This window comes from Halopseudomonas sp., assembly GCF_047631575.1.
Lineage (GTDB): Bacteria > Pseudomonadota > Gammaproteobacteria > Pseudomonadales > Pseudomonadaceae > Halopseudomonas.
Genome location: NZ_JBLIAB010000002.1, coordinates 376,263 through 397,246 on the forward strand (window position 1 = coordinate 376,263; position 20,984 = coordinate 397,246).

General features: G+C 55.0%; 18 protein-coding genes. 11 read left to right on the plus strand and 7 right to left on the minus strand.

The window, feature by feature from the left end; genetic code table 11:
- Positions 1-369: 369 nt before the first annotated feature.
- Together ACJAXR_RS05810 and ACJAXR_RS05815 are read left to right on the plus strand one after the other, a co-directional pair.
- Positions 370-1,437, plus strand: a complete 1,068-nt coding sequence (locus ACJAXR_RS05810) for a phosphotransferase family protein (RefSeq protein WP_415057305.1) — start codon at positions 370-372, stop codon at positions 1,435-1,437.
- A 21-nt stretch (positions 1,438-1,458) separates the two neighbouring features.
- Entirely contained in the window at positions 1,459-2,226 is a 768-nt protein-coding gene (locus ACJAXR_RS05815) for an SDR family oxidoreductase (RefSeq protein WP_415057306.1), read from the plus strand.
- Positions 2,227-2,265: 39 nt separating this feature from the next.
- Here the strand turns inward: ACJAXR_RS05815 and ACJAXR_RS05820 are convergent, their stop codons facing one another.
- From ACJAXR_RS05820 to ACJAXR_RS05835, 4 genes are read right to left on the minus strand one after another with little or no spacing between them, the layout of a single operon-like run.
- Positions 2,266-2,919 (minus strand): hypothetical protein, encoded by a 654-nt coding sequence (locus tag ACJAXR_RS05820; protein WP_415057307.1) that lies wholly within the window; start codon positions 2,917-2,919, stop codon positions 2,266-2,268.
- A gap of 18 nt (positions 2,920-2,937) precedes the next feature.
- On the minus strand, positions 2,938-3,777 hold the full coding sequence (gene nudC / locus ACJAXR_RS05825) for an NAD(+) diphosphatase (protein WP_415057308.1): 840 nt from the start codon (positions 3,775-3,777) through the stop codon (positions 2,938-2,940).
- Positions 3,777-5,453: a ferrous iron transporter B gene (locus ACJAXR_RS05830; protein ID WP_415057309.1), complete on the minus strand. Its 1,677-nt coding sequence runs from the start codon at positions 5,451-5,453 to the stop codon at positions 3,777-3,779. Before ACJAXR_RS05830 ends, nudC begins: the two co-directional genes overlap by 1 nt.
- Positions 5,454-5,495: 42 nt before the next feature.
- On the minus strand, positions 5,496-6,308 hold the full coding sequence (locus tag ACJAXR_RS05835) for a crotonase/enoyl-CoA hydratase family protein (protein ID WP_415057310.1): 813 nt from the start codon (positions 6,306-6,308) through the stop codon (positions 5,496-5,498).
- Between the two features lie 317 nt (positions 6,309-6,625).
- Between ACJAXR_RS05835 and nhaB the strand changes: the two genes are divergently transcribed.
- Entirely contained in the window at positions 6,626-8,128 is a 1,503-nt protein-coding gene (nhaB, locus tag ACJAXR_RS05840) for a sodium/proton antiporter NhaB (RefSeq protein WP_415057311.1), read from the plus strand.
- Between the two features lie 14 nt (positions 8,129-8,142).
- Here nhaB and dnaQ read toward each other — a convergent pair whose 3' ends face one another.
- From dnaQ to ACJAXR_RS05855, 3 genes are read right to left on the minus strand one after another with little or no spacing between them, the layout of a single operon-like run.
- The gene (gene dnaQ, locus ACJAXR_RS05845; protein ID WP_415057312.1) at positions 8,143-8,871 is read right to left on the minus strand and encodes a DNA polymerase III subunit epsilon; all 729 of its coding nucleotides are present in this window, start codon (positions 8,869-8,871) and stop codon (positions 8,143-8,145) included.
- On the minus strand, positions 8,864-9,325 hold the full coding sequence (rnhA, locus tag ACJAXR_RS05850) for a ribonuclease HI (protein WP_415057313.1): 462 nt from the start codon (positions 9,323-9,325) through the stop codon (positions 8,864-8,866). The genes dnaQ and rnhA overlap by 8 nt, the downstream gene beginning before the upstream one ends.
- Complete coding sequence (locus ACJAXR_RS05855) at positions 9,322-10,104, minus strand: class I SAM-dependent methyltransferase (RefSeq protein WP_415057314.1); 783 nt, start codon at positions 10,102-10,104, stop codon at positions 9,322-9,324. Before ACJAXR_RS05855 ends, rnhA begins: the two co-directional genes overlap by 4 nt.
- A gap of 113 nt (positions 10,105-10,217) precedes the next feature.
- On the opposite strand from ACJAXR_RS05855, the gene gloB reads away from it, so the two are divergent.
- The 8 genes from gloB to fabI all read left to right on the plus strand — a co-directional run bounded on the left by gloB (position 10,218) and on the right by fabI (position 20,949).
- Positions 10,218-10,997: a hydroxyacylglutathione hydrolase gene (gene gloB, locus ACJAXR_RS05860; RefSeq protein ID WP_415057315.1), complete on the plus strand. Its 780-nt coding sequence runs from the start codon at positions 10,218-10,220 to the stop codon at positions 10,995-10,997.
- A 74-nt stretch (positions 10,998-11,071) separates the two neighbouring features.
- On the plus strand, positions 11,072-12,631 hold the full coding sequence (locus ACJAXR_RS05865) for a LysM peptidoglycan-binding domain-containing protein (protein ID WP_415057316.1): 1,560 nt from the start codon (positions 11,072-11,074) through the stop codon (positions 12,629-12,631).
- A gap of 74 nt (positions 12,632-12,705) precedes the next feature.
- Positions 12,706-14,526: an extracellular solute-binding protein gene (locus ACJAXR_RS05870; RefSeq protein ID WP_415057317.1), complete on the plus strand. Its 1,821-nt coding sequence runs from the start codon at positions 12,706-12,708 to the stop codon at positions 14,524-14,526.
- A 17-nt stretch (positions 14,527-14,543) separates the two neighbouring features.
- Positions 14,544-16,385 carry an extracellular solute-binding protein gene (locus ACJAXR_RS05875; RefSeq protein ID WP_415057318.1) on the plus strand — a complete coding sequence of 614 codons (1,842 nt, stop codon included), beginning with the start codon at positions 14,544-14,546 and terminating at the stop codon, positions 16,383-16,385.
- Between the two features lie 2 nt (positions 16,386-16,387).
- A complete protein-coding gene (locus ACJAXR_RS05880; protein WP_415057319.1) occupies positions 16,388-17,461 on the plus strand; it encodes a microcin C ABC transporter permease YejB in 1,074 nt (357 codons plus the stop codon).
- A 14-nt stretch (positions 17,462-17,475) separates the two neighbouring features.
- On the plus strand, positions 17,476-18,498 hold the full coding sequence (locus tag ACJAXR_RS05885; RefSeq protein WP_415057481.1) for an ABC transporter permease: 1,023 nt from the start codon (positions 17,476-17,478) through the stop codon (positions 18,496-18,498).
- A gap of 1 nt (position 18,499) precedes the next feature.
- The gene (locus tag ACJAXR_RS05890; RefSeq protein WP_415057320.1) at positions 18,500-20,134 is read left to right on the plus strand and encodes an ABC transporter ATP-binding protein; all 1,635 of its coding nucleotides are present in this window, start codon (positions 18,500-18,502) and stop codon (positions 20,132-20,134) included.
- A 20-nt stretch (positions 20,135-20,154) separates the two neighbouring features.
- The gene (gene fabI, locus ACJAXR_RS05895) at positions 20,155-20,949 is read left to right on the plus strand and encodes an enoyl-ACP reductase FabI (protein WP_415057321.1); all 795 of its coding nucleotides are present in this window, start codon (positions 20,155-20,157) and stop codon (positions 20,947-20,949) included.
- The last annotated feature ends 35 nt before the right edge of the window (positions 20,950-20,984 follow it).

Consider the following 20,984-nt stretch of genomic DNA (forward strand, 5'->3'; position numbering starts at 1 on the left):
GGTTTTTTTATAAAAAAAACCAGTTCCAGTCTGTTTTGCTTTTGCTTTCGGGACAGCAAACTAGAACTCAAACAGAAATAAGCGAAGCGTTTCGGCTGGAGCGTATCCGATTTAGAGCGAATCCCTATCCTTGCCTTTAAGGGATACAAGCTCTTATCCAGTGCAGAGTCAGCGGTAATCGCCAGGCCATGCCGACGCGCACAAGTACATCCCTGTAGATCAGCGATTGCTTAAGCTAAAATAGCCTCAACCAATCCCCCACCAACACGAAGCCTGATAAACCCATTCAAACGAGCGTTTGAGCTTGTTACAAACATCCAGCTGCATTAGATTAGCTGATTATCCATGACCACCATCATAAGGAAAGCCATGAGCGCTACAGACCAGGCTACCCAGATCCGCGAAGGCGAAGAACTCGACGTGCAAGCGGTCGATACCTACCTTAAGAGCCAGATTCCCGGACTGGAAGGCACACCGACTATCACCCAGTTTCCGGGTGGCGCCTCAAACCTGACCTATCTGGTTTCATACACCGGCCAGGACTTCGTGCTCCGCCGTCCCCCGTTTGGCAAAAAAGCCAAATCGGCCCACGACATGGGTCGTGAATACCGGATTCTCAAGCAGCTGGGTGAAGGCTTCCCCTACTGCCCCAAGGTCTACGCCCACTGCACAGATGAAAGCGTCCTGGGTGCTGAGTTCTACGTCATGGAGCGCATCGAAGGCATTATTCTGCGCGCCGAATTACCCGATGATCTAGGCCTGGATGAAACCAGAACTCGTGAACTGTGCAAAAGCTTTATCGATAAATTCGTCGATCTGCACACTCTCGATTACGCTGCCTGCGGGCTGGCCGATCTGGGCAAGCCCGAGGGCTATGTAAAACGCCAGATCGAAGGCTGGATCGACCGCTATCAGAAAGCCTCCACGCCCGATGCACCTGATTGGCAGACGGTGATGAACTGGCTACGCGAGAAAATGCCTGCAGATCACTCCAAGCCAGGCCTCGTGCATAACGACTATCGATTCGACAATGTGATTCTTGATCCCAAGAACCCGATGGAAATCATCGGCGTGCTGGATTGGGAAATGACCACTATTGGCGATCCACTGATGGACCTCGGCAATACGCTCGCCTACTGGATTCAGGCAGACGATCCTCAAGCGATTCAATTGATGCGCCGCCAACCAAGCCATGCGCCTGGCATGCTTACCCGCCAGGAATTTGCAGATTACTATGCAGAAAAGGCTGGCATCGAGATCCCGAATCTCGACTACTACTACACCTATGGCCTGTTTCGCCTGGCCGGCATCATGCAACAAATCTATTATCGCTTTTATCACGGCCAGACTCAGGATAAGCGCTTCGGCAGCTTTATTCATATGAACACACTGCTCGAGCAGACAAGCCTCAAAGTGATTGGCCAATCCGCTCTCTAACCCATTGAAGAGGACAACAACATGCAAAAGACTCAATTGTTTGATCTGGACGGAAAGGTAGCACTAGTCACCGGCGCCAGCCGTGGCATCGGGGAATCAATCGCCCGCCTCCTGGCCCAACAGGGTGCCCATGTTATTGTTACCAGTCGCAAGATCGAGGGCTGTCAGGAAGTTGCTGATTCGATTATCGCCACGGGCGGCAAAGCAACGGCCATGGCTTGTCATATCGGTGAAATGGCGCAAATCAGCGCCGCCGTTGACAAAATCCGCAGTGACTTCGGCAAGCTGGACATTCTGGTCAATAATGCGGCCACCAACCCCTACTTTGGCAATGTGCTGGACACTGACCTGTCTGCGTTCCAAAAGACTGTGGATGTAAACATCCGTGGTTACTTCTTCATGTCTGTGGAAGCCGGCAAGTTGATGCGCGAAAACGGCGGCGGTGCGATTCTCAACGTAGCATCAGTAAACGGTATGGTTCCTGGACAGATGCAAGGAATCTACTCGATCACTAAAGCCGCGGTAATCAACATGACCAAGGTGTTTGCAAAGGAGTGCGCGCAGTTTGGCATCCGTTGCAACGCGCTGCTACCGGGCCTGACCGATACCAAATTTGCTTCGGCATTGACCACCAACGACACTATCCTGAAGACGGCGCTGCAGAGCATCCCACTGCGTCGTGCGGCTGATCCGAGCGAAATGGCCGGTACCGTGCTGTATCTGGTTAGCGAAGCGTCGAGCTACACCACAGGTGCAGCCATCAACGTGGACGGCGGCATGCTCGCCTGATAAATAGCCCGGTCCGACATTCGTCAGACCGGGCGTTCTTTACTCCGAACGCTGCATCGCGTTCATCGCCTGTCGATTCATCGGCACTGGCGTCAAGCCTGTTTCACCAATCTCGATTCCAAACCGGGCACCTTCTGCGATCGGCATGAATCGAAGTAAGAATGCATCGGCCTCCAGAATAGCCCCACCCTCCAGACGATCAAGCCAACGCCAAGCATCGCGCCATGCGGGGGTTTGGTGTAATACGCCTCTCTGCTCGTCGGACAAAAGTCCCCGCTGTTGCTCCAGCGTCAGATAGCGCCCAGTGAGTCGATGCAGTCGATAGCCATCCCTCAGCCCAACCGCCAACCCAATACCCTGCCAGCGCAGGACTTGAGCGTCGAGCTGCCACAGATCGCCTTTCAGCGGAATCGACTGAGGCTCAGCACCCGCCGTATAAATAACCTCATACTGCTGGGGCCCTAGCTTGCGGAACTCAAGAGTAGCGACATTGGCGCCCGTCTCCAGCACCTTGAACTGTTGCAGCTCCCAGGCGGATATCGTTAATCCTGCGGCAAAAAACACGGCCAACAACAAGAGATTGCCTTTCAACCAGGGCAATAGCCAGGACAGTCGCCAGCCGGCACGGAGCACGGTCAGCAGGATCAGTGCAACAACGACCAGCACTAAGCCGGCAAGACCGTAATATTGCATGGTATCTCCTGTAGGTTATCAGGCAGGGACAGACGGGAGTGGATGACCGCCAAGACGGGCGAGATGGCAATCAATCAGCCAGCGCGAGATAGTGCCTTGAGGTGGAATGCCAGGCAATTGATCGACCGGCCACCAGTCAGCCTCCTCAATCTCGCCAGGTTGCGGAACTATGTCACCGCTCACATAGCGCGCATGGAAACCCATCATCAACGAGTTGGGGAATGGCCAATTTTGACTACCCAAGTATTCCAGTTGGTCCACCTCCAGACCTACCTCCTCCATCACCTCACGATGCAGGCATTCTTCGACAGATTCACCTGGCTCGATAAAACCGGCCAGAGTGCTGAAGAAGCCCGAACGGAAATGCGGGGCACGTGCCAGCAGGACCTCGTTGCCCCGGGTTATGAGCACGATAATGCAAGGCGCAAGCTTGGGATATTGGCGTAGATCGCACTCAGCACATTCCATCGCACGTTCCTCGCCCCGCGGCTGCATGGGAGCAGAGCAGCGACCACAGAAGCGATGACTGTCGTACCAAGCATCGAGCTGTTGGGCCAGACCGAGCAACCGAAAAAGGTCATCATCAATTTGACCTATCAAACCCCTGAGGGGATGCCAGGTAAGCCCGGGTAAAGATGCTGTATCGCTTAAACGCAAGAGGTGACAGGGCTTTTCATCCAGGTGTCCAAGTAGCAACTGATGTTCTACATTCCCCAGAAAACGAACGGTGTCGGGCTCATGCAGAAAGCGGCCCTGCAGCATGCCGAACTGCTCTTCCTGGTAGATGACTACCCAGTCCTTATCTTCGATTCGCGCGGTACGCGTAGCCGGAACAAAACGTCTATTGCTTGTACTCATTAAACGCCTACCACCTGGTAACCGAGTTGGGCCAGACTTTCTTCGGCCAGCTTCAATACATCAACGTTCGCCACAGCAGAGCGCTCGGCTGACTCAAGATAGAACTCAATCCCGGTCAACGCATCTGCAAGCACTTCAAGCTGTTGCGCCTCCGGCGGCGTTTGACGCTCGAGCATGTTTTCCTGAATAAACCGGGCGGACTGCTGAATAATATGCCCAGCGCGGGTCATACCAAGGAAGATAAGACCGCCACGGACTGTCTCCAGCGTCGAGGGCACGTTCATCAGGTGCATGATGTCGCTCCCTGACTCCATGTAAGCGGTAATGGCGCGCTTGGCCAGCGAAAGACCAGCCTGCGACTCTTCGATCAACACGATCCGGGCTTCCTTGAGCTCGACCGGCTCGTTACTGTCAACTGGTCCCGCGCCCGGAACAGGCCCTACATCGCTGCCCTTCTCGTCCAACCGATTAACGGCAGTTTCTGCCTGCAGTACGGCGTCGGCGATCTTTTCTAGCAAAGGCATGTCGTTCGCTTTCCAGTACCTCAGCTGTCCCGCCGCCTCTTCAATGGCGCCGGCAACCGTATTCAGTTCGAGCATGGCCAGAGTTTTCCATAGCCGCTCGAGCGCAGCGGCAAGGGTAGCCAACGATTGCTCGGCGTCTCCCGCGTTACGTGCAAGCAGATCCAGCAGATCCTTGATCGCCGTTATTTCCTCTCGCAAGGCCTCGGCCACCGAGCGCATGACATCCACACCCGGCCCGCGCAAACGCAGGAAGGCCGCCTGCAATTCAATTTCGGTATAACCCGGATCGGGAAGGTTGAAAGCGCTTTTGACCTGAATGCACCGCTCGCAGGTATCGTCGGCCAGAGCGCTCAGATAAACAAATTCTCGGAGCAGTTGCGGATGCGATCGGGGAGATTCATTCTGGTCGCGCACGTCAGACTGCTTGATGACCCGATCGAGCTGGGCGAATAATTTCTTGCGCGCGGGTGTGAGCTGCAAGGGTGTCCGTTCCAAGGCCTCCAGCGCTGCCGCGGCTGCCCAACATAACGTAGCCGCCTGGGCATCCAGATGCGTCTCCCAGCGCTGCAGCGCGCGCAGCATTAGTGGCGCAGATCCGGCAAACCCATCACCCCGAATAATACCCAACAGGCCAAGCTGATACATTTGACGCAGCCGGTTGAACGTACGTTTATCCAGCGGCTCAGCAACTGAACCGTTGGAACGTAAATCAAGCGGCAGCTCCGTGGCATTCAAGGCGTAGAAATGACTTTCCGGATAGGGGGCTGCTTCGGCGCGATGGGAGCGCAATTGATTAATCGCTGGCAACAGCAATTCGGGACGCTCGAAACCCTGATGCCGACACTGCTGCAGATAACGCTCCAGCAGGAACAGTCCATCGCACAAGGCTGACAGGGGCTCGTTGCGGTCAGTCCCATCGTGTTCCGGAATATCCGTCGCCAACTCCATCATTTCAGTCAGCAACAGTGCTGCGCCGCGCAGCTCGATCAGCGTCAAGGTGCCACGGAGCTGGTGAAGTCCTTCGATTGCCTGTTGCAGCAGGGTACCGTTGTGCCGATCTTCGAGGAACTGCTGCAACAAATCTTCCACTTCACCCATGCTGGCGAAGAGTTCTTCCCTGATAAGATCCAGTGATGTGGCGCCCGTTAGCATCGCGTTTTCTCCTCACTTCCCTGCCGTCAGCGTGACGCGCTATCAATCGGCGTATTCAGCAACTTTCTTGGCCATATGCGCTGTCATTGCCAGCTTTAGATCTTCGGACTGGAGCATTGCCGCATTCCAGGTAGCAATGTAATTAAGACCGTCCTCGACACTGTGATCACGACTATAGCGAATCATTTCCTTGGTACCACGAATAGCCAGGGGTGATTTACTGGCTATATCACGGGCAATGCCCATTACCGAGCTCAACAACGCGCCATGGTCTGCGTGAGTTCGATTGACCAAACCCATCGCTGCCGCTTCCTTGCCGTCGAAAGAGCGCCCTGTATATGCGAGCTCACGCATCATGCCATCACCGATAAGGTGCGGCAATCTCTGCAATGTGCCGACATCCGCCGCCATTCCCATATCGATTTCCTTGATCGAAAAATGGGCATCGGCAGTCGAATAACGCATGTCGCAGGCCGTAATCAAATCGATAGCCCCACCAATACAGTAGCCGTGAATGGCGGCAATCACTGGCTTACGGCACTGATCTACTGCGTTAAATGATCTCTGCAGGCGCAGCACATTGCGGCGAATGATATCCGCATTACGGCCGATATCCGAACCCATGCCGCTCGCAGCTTGAGCCAGCATCATCAAGTCGATACCGGCTGAAAAATGTTGTCCGGCACCCGAGATGATCACCACACGCACGCTGTCAGTCTGATCTATCCAGTCAAAAGCGGCGATGATCTCTTCCCAGAACTTGACGTTCATCGCATTGATCTTTTCCGGACGATTGATCTTGACGTGGGCGACGCTGTCCAGCTGTTCTACCAGCAGCGTTTGATACTCGGGCATGGATATGTACTCCAACAATAGTATTGCGGATCGGGAATAACGCCTATTGACTCAAGATTGTTACAAAAGACCGAATATAACAAGTATAGGGATCAATGGCATAGGGAATGCTGTTGGCTAACGAGGTTACCACCTGACCGACCTCACCGCCTGCTGTATGATCGCAAGCGGAAAATCCGCAGCTGAGCGCCGCCGGAGCGGCGAAAACCCTGAACGCTGGCGTCACAAGATCGAGGAACACTCTGAATGCCGTCTTGGCAGGCTAGTCAAGACAGCATTCAGAGCACTCTTCCCCTCCCCTATAACAGGATTTCCCAATGACCACCTCCGTGTTGCCCGCACTGGCAAACAACTTCCTGGGGCAAGCCCCCGGGTGGTACAAGCGTACTATCGTCGCCTTTCTGCTGCTGAACCCGCTGCTCCTGTGGCTGGCCGGCCCTTACATAACAGGCTGGATTCTGGTCATTGAGTTTATTTTTACCCTGGCAATGGCCTTAAAATGCTACCCGCTGCTACCCGGCGGCTTGTTGGCAATACAAGCATTATTGATAGGAATGACCTCGCCGGAGGCACTATATGCGGAAGTATTGACTAACTTTCCGGTCATTCTGTTGCTGATCTTCATGGTTGCCGGCATCTATTTCATGAAAGAGCTGCTGCTAGTTACCTTTACTCAATTGATACTAGGAATACGATCTAAATCCCTGATGGGTTTGTCTTTTTGCCTGGTGGCCGCCGTTCTGTCAGCATTCCTTGATGCGCTCACAGTGACCGCCGTCATCATCAGTGTTGCGGTGGGCTTTTACGGTGTTTATCACAAGGTGGCATCAGCCAGTTCAAGCCAGGAGGGCACTGGGGCTTCCAACTCTGAAGAAAATGAACCCTTGCACCGCGAACATCTCGAAGAGTTCCGGGCCTTTCTGCGCAGCTTACTGATGCACGGTGCAGTCGGCACGGCACTTGGGGGTGTCTGCACCATGGTAGGCGAGCCACAAAACCTGTTGATTGCCCGCGTCGCAGGGTGGGACTTTGTGGAATTCTTTATGCTTATGGCGCCCGTCAGTATGCCCGTACTCGCGGCGGGACTGGCCACCTGTCTGCTCCTGGAAAAGACTGGCTGGTTTGGCTACGGAGCCCGCCTGCCAAGGCCGGTACGACGAGTGCTTGAAGACTTTGCCCGGGAAGAAAAAGCCAAGCGAATGATGCCACAAAAAGTAGCGCTGGCTGTGCAGGCGCTAGCGGCGGTTTTACTTGTAGCGGGTCTTGCACTGCACGTTGCCGAAGTTGGTTTCATTGGTTTGATGGTCATCATCTTGATCGCATCATTCAACGGCATCATCGACGAACACCAGATAGGCAAGGCTTTTCAGGAAGCACTCCCCTTTACCTCCTTATTGGTCGTGTTTTTCGCCATCGTCGCGGTCATTCATGAACAACACCTGTTCAGTCCGATCATTCATGCGGTACTGGCGATGCCTCCAGAGTCGCAACCAAGCATGTTCTTTATCGCTAACGGATTACTCTCGATGATCAGCGACAACGTGTTCGTCGCCACCGTCTATATCAGCGAAATCAAGCAGAGTCTTGAAAGTGGTGCGATCAGTCGTGAGCAGTTCGAACGCCTGGCCGTTGCAATCAACACGGGTACCAACCTACCGAGCGTTGCAACGCCTAACGGACAGGCGGCGTTTCTGTTCTTGCTAACCTCGGCTGTCGCACCACTGGTACGGCTGTCTTACGGGCGAATGGTATACATGGCCTTGCCCTATACCCTGGTGCTAGGTGGCGTCGGTCTGCTGGCCGTCAATCTTTGGATCTGAATGCAACTGACCGGTCATTCGACCGGTCGTCCCTCCCACAAAGCGAATCCGGCGGCTTTCTTGATCGCTGCGAGTCGTTCGGTATGGGCTTGCAATTCTGCGTCGCTGGCAACCACCACGCGCAACGCTGGACGACTGGCCGGATCGAGTCGCCGAATGGCGCTAACGCCATTGCTGTTCTGCTCCTGATCACCCGTGCCCTGGCCTGCAAGGGACAGCGCAGTCTGGCCGCCGGTCATGATCAGGTAAACGTCAGCCAGTATCTCCGCATCCAGCAATGCACCGTGCAAGTCGCGCTGAGAGTTATCTACCATGTAGCGCTTGCACAGCGCGTCTAAACTGTTGCGCTGCCCGGGATGCTTTTCCCGTGCCATTTTCAGGGTATCAACCACCCCGCAGTGATCGGCCATGCACCCATGGGGGGATGCCATAAGTTGCAGTTCGGTGTCCAGAAAGCCGATGTCGAACGGGGCATTATGGATGACCAGCCGGGCATCCTTAACGAACTGCATGAACCCTTCAACCACGTCAGCGAACAGGGGTTTGTCAGCAAGAAAGGCGTCGGTTATGCCGTGCACTGCCAGCGCTCCCTCCTCGACCTCGCGCTGGGGATTGATGTAGACATGATAGTGGCGACCGGTCAGACGACGATCGATCAGCTCCACACAGCCAATTTCGATAATACGGTGTCCGCTGCGTGGATCGATACCCGTCGTTTCGGTGTCGAGAATGACTTCACGCATGAGTATTACCCCTATTGCTCAGCACTTGCTGTACGCCCATGTTGGCGAGGTCGTCAGCAATCTCATTTTCGCGATGACCACTGTGACCCTTAACCCAACGCCATTCGACCTCGTGCTGATTAACCTGTTCGTCGAGCAATTGCCATAGATCAGCGTTCTTCACCGGCTGCCGGCTGGCGGTTTTCCAACCACGCTTTTTCCAGTTAGGCATCCACTCACCAATACCTTTCATCACGTACTCCGAATCGGTGGTCAGGATCACTTTTGCCGTACGCTTTAACGCTCGCAACCCCATGATCGCAGCCATCAACTCCATGCGATTGTTGGTAGTAAGCAGCTCACCGCCATGCAAGGACTTCTCGTTTTCGCCAAGGCGTATCAACACGCCCCAGCCTCCGGGCCCGGGATTACCCTTGCAGGCGCCGTCGGTAAATATCTCAATGGTGTGGGTCATTTCGTGTTCCGTTTATGCGTTCGTCTGCTGCCAGCAGCCAGCGGTGGCGATGCCAACGCAGGAAAAGCTCTGACGCTTTGTTTGCGCGGCGCGGCACCCAGCATCTGTCGGCGGGCTATCAAGCAATAGAACCCACCACAGGGCAGTCCGTGACGAGCAGCCCATTGCTCAATGCGTGACAGGCGGTCAAGGCCTCGCTGGGTTTTCAGCGGCGGACGATAGCATCCATCAATACGTTTCTCTACTGCGAAACCCAGCACCTCGAGCCAGTCAGACAGCCGAGCGGGACTAACGAATCCTGCTTCACTGAGCCAGCTGCGACCAGCAAAGTGATTCCAGCCCCAGCTGCTCCATGGGTTGAATCCGAAAACCAGTATATGTCCGCCCGCACGTACGGCCTGCCCAGCTTCACGCAAGAGGGTTCTGGGTGCCAAACAAAAATCCAGACCATGATGCAACAGGACGACGTCGAGGGACTGGGGAGCGAAGGGCCATTGGCTTTCATCGAGAGGCATTGTCGGCGGATCGCCGATCAAGTCAAAATGCCACCGATTTTGCAGCATCGACTGACTACCGTCCATCAGCTCAGGTGCCAGTCCATACTGCACCATGTGCTGGCCAAAACAGCGCTCCAGAACTTCCTGCGCAACCAACCGCTGTTGACCCAGAAGCATCTGGCCTGCGGGCGTCTCTAGCCAGTGGCGCGCTTCACGCATCAAACGCACGAGATCTGCCTGGCTTATGGAGCCTGCGCTGGCGTCATTGTGTATATCCACCATTGCCTCGCTGGCTGGATGATCGTTAAGTTTCGCTAACTGCGTTCAAGCCTGCTTTATATTGATGCACCTAGTCCTATAAGATAAGGACTCATTCTGTTGAAGGCATCAGCTATATGCTCGAATTCATAGCATTACCGGCTTTTCAGGATAACTATATATGGCTAATCCTGGATTCCAAGCGGCAAGAGGCTGCGGTAGTGGATCCAGGTGATGCCCTACCGGTCATCGCCTGGCTGGGCCGGCACCCGGAATACCAGCTGCGGCACATACTCGTTACCCACCACCACCGCGATCATACCGGAGGTCTGGCGACGCTCAAGGCAGCTACCGACTGCCGGATCTGGGGGCCTGCCCACGGGTCAATTGCCAGTCTCGATCGACGCCTCAACGATGACGACGAAATCACCGTTCTGGGCAAGACATTACAGGTGATAGCGGTACCCGGCCACACCCTTGATCATATTGCTTTCTACTGCGATGACCACGAAGACTCCTGGCTGCTGAGCGGCGACACTCTGTTCGCCGGGGGATGTGGTCGGCTATTTGAGGGAACTGCCGTGCAGATGCATGCGTCACTGGAGCGGTTAAAAGCCCTACCCGATTCCACCCGTGTGTACTGTGCCCATGAATACACCCAGGCCAATCTGAGATTCGCCCGCGCAGTCGAGCCCGCCAACAACGATATCAAAGTACGCATGGAGGTGGTTGACGACCTAAGGTCGGCGGGCAGAATTACCCTGCCCAGCAGCATAGGGCTGGAGAAGCGCACCAACCCGTTCATGCGTGCACAGGAGCCAGATGTGGTCGCAGCTGCCGCTCAGCGACAAGATGCATCGGTCAACCCGGGCGCCGAGACCTTGGCCGTGATACGGGCATGGAAAGACCAGTTCTGAATGACACGCCGAATGTTTCCTTGACCCTCCGAGGTTGAGTTTCTAAACTCGGTCAAATTTTTCCGGAACTGCCAATGCCTTTTTCTATCTCAAACACGCTTATTACCAGTAAGGCCCTGCTCCTTGTTGCAGGGTTCGCATTTATCGCTGGCTGCCAAACATCGCCGTCGCAACAGGCGCACAGGGGTGATACCGGCAGCGAAAACCGTCCTGAGCAAACAACATACGAGCGAAACCGCGGTATTACATTACTGAAAAACGCAAAGGGTTCTCGCTCTGAAGTAGAGACAATCACTGCCCGCACTTTGTGGGGCAGAATCCGCCAAGGTTTTTTACTGGAACCAACGTCGATCGACAACCCCCGTATTGACCGGCAGCTACGCGTTTTTTCCAACCAGCCTCGCTATTTCGAATTGACCAGCAAACGTTCTGAGCGTTATCTGCACTACGTTGTAGAGCAACTTGACGCGCGGGAAATGCCACTGGAGCTGGCCCTATTGCCCTTTGTAGAAAGCGGCTACAACCCTATGGCACTGTCACGCTCACAAGCAGCGGGGATCTGGCAGTTTATTCCGTCAACCGGCAAGGTGTTTTCCCTCCGTCAGGACTCCTGGTATGACGGCCGGCGCGACATTACGGCGTCGACTCAGGCTGCCCTGGATTACCTGACAAAGCTCAATCAGATGTTCGACGGCGACTGGTTGCTCGCGATGGCCGCGTATAATTGCGGTGAAGGTTGTGTTGGCAGGGCGATTGAAGCGAATCGTGCGCGCGGCTTGCCTACAGACTACTGGAGCTTGCGCTTACCTCAGGAGACGATGAATTACGTGCCCAAGCTGCTGGCTTTATCTCAAATCATTGACAGTCCACAACTGCATGGAACTGTGTTGCCAGAGCTCGCTGACTCGCCCTATTTCGCCGCAGTCACTATCGATCGTCAATTGGATATGCACAAGGCCGCTGAACTGGCGGACATGACAACAGACGACTTCATCAAGCTGAATCCTGCGTTCAAACAACGGGTGACCGCGCCGGGCGCCTTTCAACTGCTGGTCCCTATTGATCGATTGGAACAATTCAGCACAGCCCTTGCCGAGCTCCCGGATGACCAGCACGTTAGCTATACCCGTTATCAGGTACGTTCCGGAGACAATCTGTCGCAAATCGCCAGTCGTCATCAGGTTAATGTTTCCGCACTACGAGAAATCAACGAGCTCGACAGCAATTTCTTACGGGTAGGTCAGGAACTGATGTTGCCGTATTCGGCTCAAACACCCTTGTCAGCGCCGCGAGCCACTCCATCCGCCATAGCTACCAGCTACCAGGTTCGATCCGGCGACAATCTCTGGGAAATCGCCCGCAAGCACGACATCAGCGTGGCCTCATTGAAGCAGCGAAATCTGCTCGATACGCACGCTTTACAGGTTGGCCAAACGCTGAAGATCCCTGGGCAGAGCACTGCTGAGCGCACCGCCATTGCTTCAGAAAAGGCGACGGTCTATACCGTTAAGCCGGGTGATTCGCTGTACAGTATCGCTCGTGAGTTCAATATTGCAGTCGACCGCATACGCGAACACAATCGCGTGGGTACACATCTGCAGCCGGGGCAACAATTGACTCTCAAATTCCCCTGAACCGCATTGCACCAAACCACCATTTCCCAGTATCCACGCGCACCGTGGACGCAAGGAGAGTTGTAAAACAGATCATGCGCTCCGCGATCCTGCTTTTATTGATTATGATCTGCTTTGACGCCACAGCCGGCGTCTATCGTCAGCATGCCTATTCGCTTTACGGTCAACCGCGCTATGCCGAGAATTTCGAGCACCTGGAGTATGTGAACCCCAATGCGCCCAAGGGGGGCATCCTGCGCGTTATGGGATCAGGCACATTTGATACCGTCAATCCGTATACCCTCAAAGGCACAAGCCCGGTAAACACGGGCAACTTCGCGCATTACGGCATCACTGAACTCAACGAAACACTGATGGTCGGCACAGGGCTGTATGACCCCTCTGGAGATGAGCCCTACTCGGCCTACGGTCTGATAGCCCAGAGTCTGGAATTTGCCGATGACCGCAGCTGGGTCGTTTTTAACCTGCACAAGAAAGCTCGTTTTCATGACGGCCGTCCTATCACTGCCAGGGATGTAGCGTTCAGCTATCGCACACTGCGCGAGCAAGGCCATCCCAATTACCGATCTATGCTGCAGGAAGTCGAACGGGTCGATATTTTGGGTGATAAACGCATCCGTTTCGTCTTCAGTCGTAGCGACAACCCACTGCTGATTCTTCGTCTGGGCGAACTGCCAGTGCTGCCCCAGCACTACTGGCAGGGCCGCGAATTTGCTCAGACCAGCTTCGAGCCTGGTCTCAATAGCGGCCCATACCGTATTGTTTCAGTTGAGCCGGGCCGGCGCATGGCCTTTGAGCGGGTAGCCGACTACTGGGGACAAGACCTGCCTATCAACCGCGGCAAATATAATTTTGACCGCATGGAGGTTGAATTCTATCGGGATAACAACGTCGCTTTTGAGGCGTTCAAAGCGGGTGAGTTCGACATTTACTTCGATCACAAGGCCAGCAACTGGGCCAATGCCTACGACTTTCCCGCAGTACGCGACGGCGCCGTGCTCAAACGGGCGATTCCCCACTCGATCCCTAGCGCCACCCAAGCACTGTTTTTCAATAGTCGCCGAAGCCCTTTCGACCAACGCGGGGTACGCAAGGCACTGGGTATGCTGTTTGACTTCGAGTGGTCCAATCGTGTTCTCTTCTACGACGCCTATCGGCGTTCACTGAGTTATTATCCCAATAGTCCCTTCAGCGCTACAAGGCTGCCGGCCGGGCAAGAGTTTCTCTATCTGCAGCCGCACCGCGACAAACTGGCGCCGGCGTTGTTCGTCGAGCCATTCCGTCTGCCCGTCACCCGCGGCAAGGGCATACCTCGCAACGCACTGCGCGAAGCCGTCCAGCTGCTCGACAATGCAGGCTGGACCCTGCACAACGGGCGACTTGAGAATGCCGATGGCAAGCAATTGATCTTCGAGGTGCTGCTGGTCAATCCCAGTCTGGAACGCATTATGCAGCCCTATCGTTCCAACCTTGCCCGGCTCGGCATCGACATGCGCATTCGTACGGTCGATCGCGCCCAGTACAAGGCCCGTCTTGACCAGTTTGACTATGACATGATCCTCGCCACCCTACCCCAGGGACTCTCTCCCGGCCTGGAACAGCACGGCTATTTCCATTCAAGTCAGCGCGATGTCAAAGGCGGCCGTAATTACGCTGGCATTGCTAACCCGGTAGTTGACGATCTGGTCGAACACCTGCTCGCAGCAACCAATCGCAATGAACAAATTGCTGCGGCCAAGGCGCTGGATCGTGTGCTACTTTGGGAACACTATACAATCCCGAACTGGTATATTGACTACCATCGTATAGCCCATCGCGCCTGGCTGAAATCACCCGAGGCACCGCCCTTTTCGCTCGCTATCCGCAGCTGGTGGATGGACCCGGACTCGCAATAGAACAACAAGGTTATCTGATGCCTTCAATAATAAAGCTACTTTGCGGATGCACCCTGCTGACTTTGGCTGCTGTGACAGCTGTCGCTGCACCAGGAACACATGCACTGACCTTGTACGGCGAGCCACCCGCCTATGCTGAAGATTTCAGTCATTTTGCTTATGTCAATCCGCACGCGCCAAAAGGGGGAACATTACGCTTATCCGGATTTGGTAGTTTCGACTCACTGAACGGATTCATCAGTAGAGGTGCGAGCGCCGACCAGTTATCGCTCATTTACGACACCCTTACCTTCCACGCTCTTGATGAACCCTTTACCGAGTACGGACTGGTAGCCGAACGCATCGAGCGGGCTGACGACAACACCTGGGTACGCTTTCACCTGCGGCCCGAGGCCCGTTTTCATGATGGCTCTCCCATAACCGCAGCTGACGTAGTCTTCACGTTCAACACCCTGGTCGAGCAAGGTGCTCCCTTCTACAAGGCCTATTATGGAGGCGTAAAGGAAGTCGTCGCAGATGACGAACGGAGCGTCACCTTTCATTTCCATAATGGTAATAATCGCGAGCTGGCTCTGGTACTCGGTCAGCTACCCGTTCTGCCCGCGCATTACTGGGCAGACAAGGATTTTGGTAAAACAACCCTTCAGCCGCCGTTAGGCAGCGGACCCTACAAGATCCTCAACGTTAACAGCGGCCGCAACATCAGCTACGAGCGCGTAAAAGACTACTGGGCAGCGGACTTGCCGGTGCAGCGCGGTTTTTATAATTTTGACCGTATCGTCATCGACTATTACCGCGACACCGGCGTTGCACTGGAGGCTTTCAAAGCAGGTCAGTTCGATCTCAATCAGGAGGTAAGTGCAAAGAACTGGGCGACAGGATACGACAGCCCCCCCCTACGCGAAGGCGCGATCGTCAAGGAAGAGATACCCAATCTCAACGTTCAAGGTATGCAGGGATTTATCTTCAACTTGCGCAGACCGGTATTTCAGGATGTGCGGGTACGCAAGGCGATCAGCCTGCTGTTCGACTTTGAATGGTCCAACTCAGCCCTCTTCCACAATGCTTACACGCGCAGCGTCAGTTATTTTGATAACTCCGAGCTGGGTGCCAGCGGCTTGCCTGACGCAGACGAGCTCGCATTACTCGAGCCCTTGCGCGAGAACCTGCCTGCCGAAGCATTCGGCGAGGCATACACTCCGCCAGAGACCGACGGCTCGGGCATCATCCGTGAACAGATGCGTGAAGCCTACGCCCTCCTGCAGGACGCCGGCTGGAATATCGTTGAAGACCGCCTGGTGAACGCTCAAGGCGAGCATCTGAGCTTCGAGTTCCTTATTGCCCAGGCGGATTTCGAGCGTGTTCTGCTGCCTTTCAAGCGCAACCTGGCATCCCTTGGGATAGAGTTAGTACTGCGACGCGTGGATGTATCGCAATATATCAACCGTCTGCGCTCCCGCGATTTCGATATGGTGGTCAGCGGTTACGGCCAGTCAAACTCCCCAGGAAACGAACAACGGGAATATTGGCATTCTTCCAGCGCAGACAACCCTGGCAGCAGAAATCTGATGGGGCTGCAGAACCCGGCTGTGGATGCCCTTGTCGAAGGATTGATCCGCGCCGACTCCAGAGAATCGCTGATTACCCACACCCGTGCGCTGGACAGAGCGCTGCTGGCAGGTCATTACCTGGTCCCCAATTTCCATACCAAAGCCTACAGGGTGGCGCACTGGAATAAATTCAGTCGCCCGGAGATCTCGCCGCGGTATGACCTGGGTTTATATACCTGGTGGGTAGACGCCAACAAAGCCGCTGCACTGAAAGGCATATCCGTTCCCATTACAGTCCAGGAAGACTAAGCATGCTGGCTTACATTGTCCGCCGACTATTGCTAATCATTCCGACGCTGTTCGGCATTTTGCTGATTAACTTTCTGATCATCCAGGCCGCCCCCGGGGGCCCGGTAGAGCAGATGATTGCCAATCTAGAAGGCTTTGAAGGCGCCACCAGCCGCATCTCCGGCAGCATGCAAGGTGAGGTGGCAAGTGGTAGCAGCTATCGCGGCGCCCAAGGCCTGGATCCGGACATTATTGCCGAAATCGAACGCATGTACGGCTTTGACAAGCCAGCGCCGGAGCGTTTCTGGCTGATGATCAAGGGGTATGCCACCCTTGATTTTGGCGACAGCTTCTTTCGCGACGCCAGCGTGATCGACCTGATCATCGAGAAGATGCCCGTCTCCATCTCTCTGGGGCTCTGGACCACTCTGATCACCTATTTGATCTCGATACCCATGGGCATTCGCAAGGCGGTTCGACATGGCTCTACCTTTGACATATGGACCAGTTCGCTGATTATCGTCGGTTACGCAATACCTGGATTTTTGCTGGCCATCATGCTGATAGTGATATTTGCCGGTGGCAGCTATTTCGACTGGTTCCCACTGCGCGGCCTGACTTCCAACAACTGGGAAGAGCTAAGCGCCTGGGAGCAGATCAAAGATTACGCATGGCACCTGGTCCTACCCATTACGGCAATGGTGATTGGCAGTTTTGCCACTCTAACAATGCTGACCAAGAACTGCTTTCTCGATGAGATCGGTAAGCAGTATGTGGTCACCGCCAAGGCCAAGGGCCTGTCAGCTGGTCGGGTGCTCTACGGTCATGTATTTCGCAACGCCATGCTGCTGATCATTGCCGGCTTTCCCTCGGCGCTAATCAGTGTGTTCTTTACCGGCGCACTGCTGGTAGAGGTCATCTTTTCCCTCGACGGCCTCGGTCTCCTGGGCTTTGAGGCGGCAATCAACCGCGATTACCCCGTCATGTTTGGTACCCTCTTCATATTTACGCTGCTTGGCTTGGTGGTAAAACTGATCGGTGATATCACCTATACCTTGGTCGATCCGCGCATCGACTTCGAAAGCAGGGAGGGTTGAGCATGGCTTTCGGATTGTCGCTCTCCCCACTCAACCGACGCCGATTCGGTCTGTTCAAGGCTAATCGCCGCGGCTGGTGGTCGCTACACATATTTCTGGTACTGTTTGTACTGAGCCTGGGTGCCGAGCTCATCTCTAACGACAAGCCTCTGCTCGTCAGTTATCAGGACGCGCTCTATATCCCGGTGCTCAATCGTTATGCCGAGACGGAATTTGGAGGCGAATTTCCGATCACCGCCGACTACCGCAGCCCCTACATCCGTAACCTGATAGAAGAAGAAGGTGACGGCTGGATGCTCTGGCCGCCCATCCCATTCAGCTACGATACCATCAACTATGATCTTCAGGTACCGGCCCCAGCGCCGCCCTCATGGGATAACTGGCTGGGCACCGACGATCAGGCACGGGACGTGGCTGCACGGGTGATATACGGCTTTCGCATCTCGGTGCTCTTTGCGCTGACGCTGACTATTTTCAGCTCAATTATCGGCGTCGTCGTGGGCGCGATTCAGGGTTTCTATGGTGGCCGAGTGGATCTTGTTGGCCAACGTTTCATCGAGGTGTGGTCCGGACTGCCCGTTCTGTACCTGCTGATTATCCTGGCCAGCTTCGTACAACCAAACTTCTGGTGGTTGCTGGGGATCATGCTACTGTTTTCCTGGATGGCACTGGTTGACGTTGTACGTGCCGAGTTCCTCCGCGGACGCAATCTGGAGTACGTGCGTGCCGCCCGGGCTTTGGGTGCAAGCAACCGCATCATCATGTTCCGGCATATTCTGCCCAATGCGATGGTCGCAACCCTGACTTTTTTCCCGTTTATTCTCACCGGCGGCGTTATTACCTTAACGTCTCTGGACTTTCTGGGCTTCGGCCTGCCAGCCGGCTCGCCGTCACTAGGCGAGCTCATAGCCCAAGGCAAGGCGAACCTTCAGGCACCCTGGCTAGGCATAACAGCCTTTGTGGTGCTATCTCTAATGCTAAGCCTGCTGGTATTTATCGGCGAGGCCTTGCGCGATGCCTTCGACCCCAGGAAATGACATGTCAGATCAGCCATTGATTCGGATCGAAAATCTCAGTGTCGCTTTTGCCAGTGAACATGAGCAGGTGATGGCCGTGCGTGATGTCAGCTTTGACATTCGCCCCGGCGAAACCCTCGCTCTAGTGGGCGAAAGCGGCTCAGGCAAGTCCGTCACAGCTCACTCTATTCTGCGCCTGCTGCCCTACCCCCAGGCACATCATCCCAGCGGCCGGATACTTTACAAGGGCGAAGACCTTCTACAGGCCAGTGAGAAGCGGCTGCGTCAGGTACGCGGCAATCGCATCTCGATGATCTTTCAGGAGCCCATGAGCTCACTGAACCCCCTACACACGGTTGAGCGGCAAATAAACGAAGTACTGGTGCTGCATAAAGGGCTGAATAAACCCGCTGCGCGCGCTCGCACCCTTGAGCTACTTGACTTAGTGGGTATTCCTAACCCTGTCAGCCGGCTAGGTGCCTACCCACACGAACTGTCCGGTGGTCAACGTCAACGCGTGATGATTGCAATGGCTCTGGCCAACGAGCCGGAGCTGCTGATAGCCGACGAACCCACCACCGCGCTGGATGTCACCGTCCAGCTGAAAATACTCGAGCTGCTCAAATCGCTACAGCAAAAACTCGGCATGGCGCTTTTACTTATTAGCCACGATCTGAACCTAGTGCGCAGAATTGCCCACCGGGTATGTGTCATGTATCAGGGTTGCGTCGTCGAAGAAAATGAATGCGCAAGACTCTTCGCCGACCCGCGGCATGAGTACACCCAGCGTTTGATCGCAGCCGATCCGACGGGCGATCCGGTTGCGGTTAAGCCAGACGCACCGATCATACTGCGGACTGAGCAGCTCAGGGTCTGGTTTCCGATTCGCAAAGGCGTGCTGCGCCGAACAGTCGATCATGTCAAAGCGGTTACTGATGTCTCTTTCACACTCAAAGCCGGCCATACGCTGGGTATCGTTGGTGAAAGCGGATCGGGCAAGACGACGCTCGGGATGGCTTTGCTACGCCTGGTCGAGAGCCAGGGCCTAATAGAATGTAATGGCATGCGCTTGGACGGTTTGAGCCAGAATGCAGTGAGACCGATGCGTAGACAATTTCAGGTTGTCTTTCAGGATCCCTTTGGCAGTCTGAGCCCGCGTATGTCGATCGCACAGATCATCAGCGAAGGACTGGAGATTCATCGCATCGGCACGGTTGCGGAGCGTGAGCAGATGGTTATTCAGGCGCTTGAGGAGGTGGGACTGGAGCCCACCAGCCGACATCGCTACCCGCACGAATTTTCCGGAGGGCAGCGACAACGGGTGGCCATTGCCCGGGCACTGGTACTGAAGCCATCGCTGATCCTGCTGGACGAACCGACCTCCGCATTGGATCGAACAGTACAAGGGCAGGTCGTCGAGTTACTCCGCGACCTTCAGTACAGGCACAATCTGAGTTATTTATTTATCAGCCACGACCTGGCTGTCGTCAGAGCCCTCAGTCACGAACTGATGGTTATACGCCAGGGTGAAATCGTCGAACAGGGTTCGGCCAGGGAGATATTTGCTTCACCGCAGCATGAATATACTCATCAGCTGCTCGAAGCCGCCTTCGCCAAACCGGTATCCATCAACATGGCCCCCTATTCACCGGCCTAGTAGAAAAACAGGAAACAAGCATGGGATTTTTAAGCGGTAAGCGTGTACTAATCGTTGGCGTCGCCAGCAAATTATCCATCGCCTCGGGCATCGCTGCGGCAATGCACCGTGAAGGTGCCGAGCTGGCATTCACTTATCAAAACGAAAAACTAAAAGCTCGCGTAGAAGGTTTTGCCGCCGAATGGGGCTCCGGGCCAGAGTTGTGCTTTCCATGCGATGTGGCCGACGATACCCAGATCGAAGGGGCCTTTGCCCAATTGGCGCAAAAATGGGACGGGCTGGACTGTATCGTGCACTCGGTAGGCTTTGCACCCGGCGACCAATTGGATGGTGACTTTACCGAGGTAACCACACGCGAAGGCTTTCGCATCGCACACGATATCAGCGCATACAGCTTTATTGCCTTGGGCAAGGCCGGCCGCGAACTGATGAAAGACCGCAATGGTAGCCTGCTAACACTGTCCTATCTGGGCGCAGAGCGCACCATGCCCAACTACAATGTGATGGGCATGGCAAAGGCCAGTCTTGAAGCCGGCGTGCGCTACCTGGCTACCAGCCTAGGTCCTGAAGGCACACGGGTAAACGCGATATCTGCGGGCCCTATCCGGACACTCGCCGCGTCCGGCATTAAGAGTTTCCGCAAAATGCTCTCGCATAACCAGAAACAGACTCCGATGCGCCGCAACGTCACGATTGACGAAGTCGGCAATGCCGGTGCGTTTCTTTGCTCAGATCTGGCTTCGGGGGTGTCAGGAGAAATTATGTACGTTGACGGCGGCTTCAACATCACCGCTATGGGCAACCTGGAAGACTGATCAGCGACTATTTTCAGCTTCAAGCAGTTGGCAAA

Bases quoted from the DNA above. Each gene is read 5' to 3' on its own strand.
- ACJAXR_RS05810 (WP_415057305.1), top strand. From the start codon at position 370: ATGAGCGCTACAGACCAGGCTACCCAGATCCGCGAAGGCGAAGAACTC.
- ACJAXR_RS05815 (WP_415057306.1), top strand. From the start codon at position 1,459: ATGCAAAAGACTCAATTGTTTGATCTGGACGGAAAGGTAGCACTAGTC.
- ACJAXR_RS05820 (WP_415057307.1), bottom strand. From the start codon at position 2,919: ATGCAATATTACGGTCTTGCCGGCTTAGTGCTGGTCGTTGTTGCACTG.
- nudC (WP_415057308.1), bottom strand. From the start codon at position 3,777: ATGAGTACAAGCAATAGACGTTTTGTTCCGGCTACGCGTACCGCGCGA.
- ACJAXR_RS05830 (WP_415057309.1), bottom strand. From the start codon at position 5,453: ATGCTAACGGGCGCCACATCACTGGATCTTATCAGGGAAGAACTCTTC.
- ACJAXR_RS05835 (WP_415057310.1), bottom strand. From the start codon at position 6,308: ATGCCCGAGTATCAAACGCTGCTGGTAGAACAGCTGGACAGCGTCGCC.
- nhaB (WP_415057311.1), top strand. From the start codon at position 6,626: ATGACCACCTCCGTGTTGCCCGCACTGGCAAACAACTTCCTGGGGCAA.
- dnaQ (WP_415057312.1), bottom strand. From the start codon at position 8,871: ATGCGTGAAGTCATTCTCGACACCGAAACGACGGGTATCGATCCACGC.
- rnhA (WP_415057313.1), bottom strand. From the start codon at position 9,325: ATGACCCACACCATTGAGATATTTACCGACGGCGCCTGCAAGGGTAAT.
- ACJAXR_RS05855 (WP_415057314.1), bottom strand. From the start codon at position 10,104: ATGGTGGATATACACAATGACGCCAGCGCAGGCTCCATAAGCCAGGCA.
- gloB (WP_415057315.1), top strand. From the start codon at position 10,218: ATGCTCGAATTCATAGCATTACCGGCTTTTCAGGATAACTATATATGG.
- ACJAXR_RS05865 (WP_415057316.1), top strand. From the start codon at position 11,072: ATGCCTTTTTCTATCTCAAACACGCTTATTACCAGTAAGGCCCTGCTC.
- ACJAXR_RS05870 (WP_415057317.1), top strand. From the start codon at position 12,706: ATGCGCTCCGCGATCCTGCTTTTATTGATTATGATCTGCTTTGACGCC.
- ACJAXR_RS05875 (WP_415057318.1), top strand. From the start codon at position 14,544: ATGCCTTCAATAATAAAGCTACTTTGCGGATGCACCCTGCTGACTTTG.
- ACJAXR_RS05880 (WP_415057319.1), top strand. From the start codon at position 16,388: ATGCTGGCTTACATTGTCCGCCGACTATTGCTAATCATTCCGACGCTG.
- ACJAXR_RS05890 (WP_415057320.1), top strand. From the start codon at position 18,500: ATGTCAGATCAGCCATTGATTCGGATCGAAAATCTCAGTGTCGCTTTT.
- fabI (WP_415057321.1), top strand. From the start codon at position 20,155: ATGGGATTTTTAAGCGGTAAGCGTGTACTAATCGTTGGCGTCGCCAGC.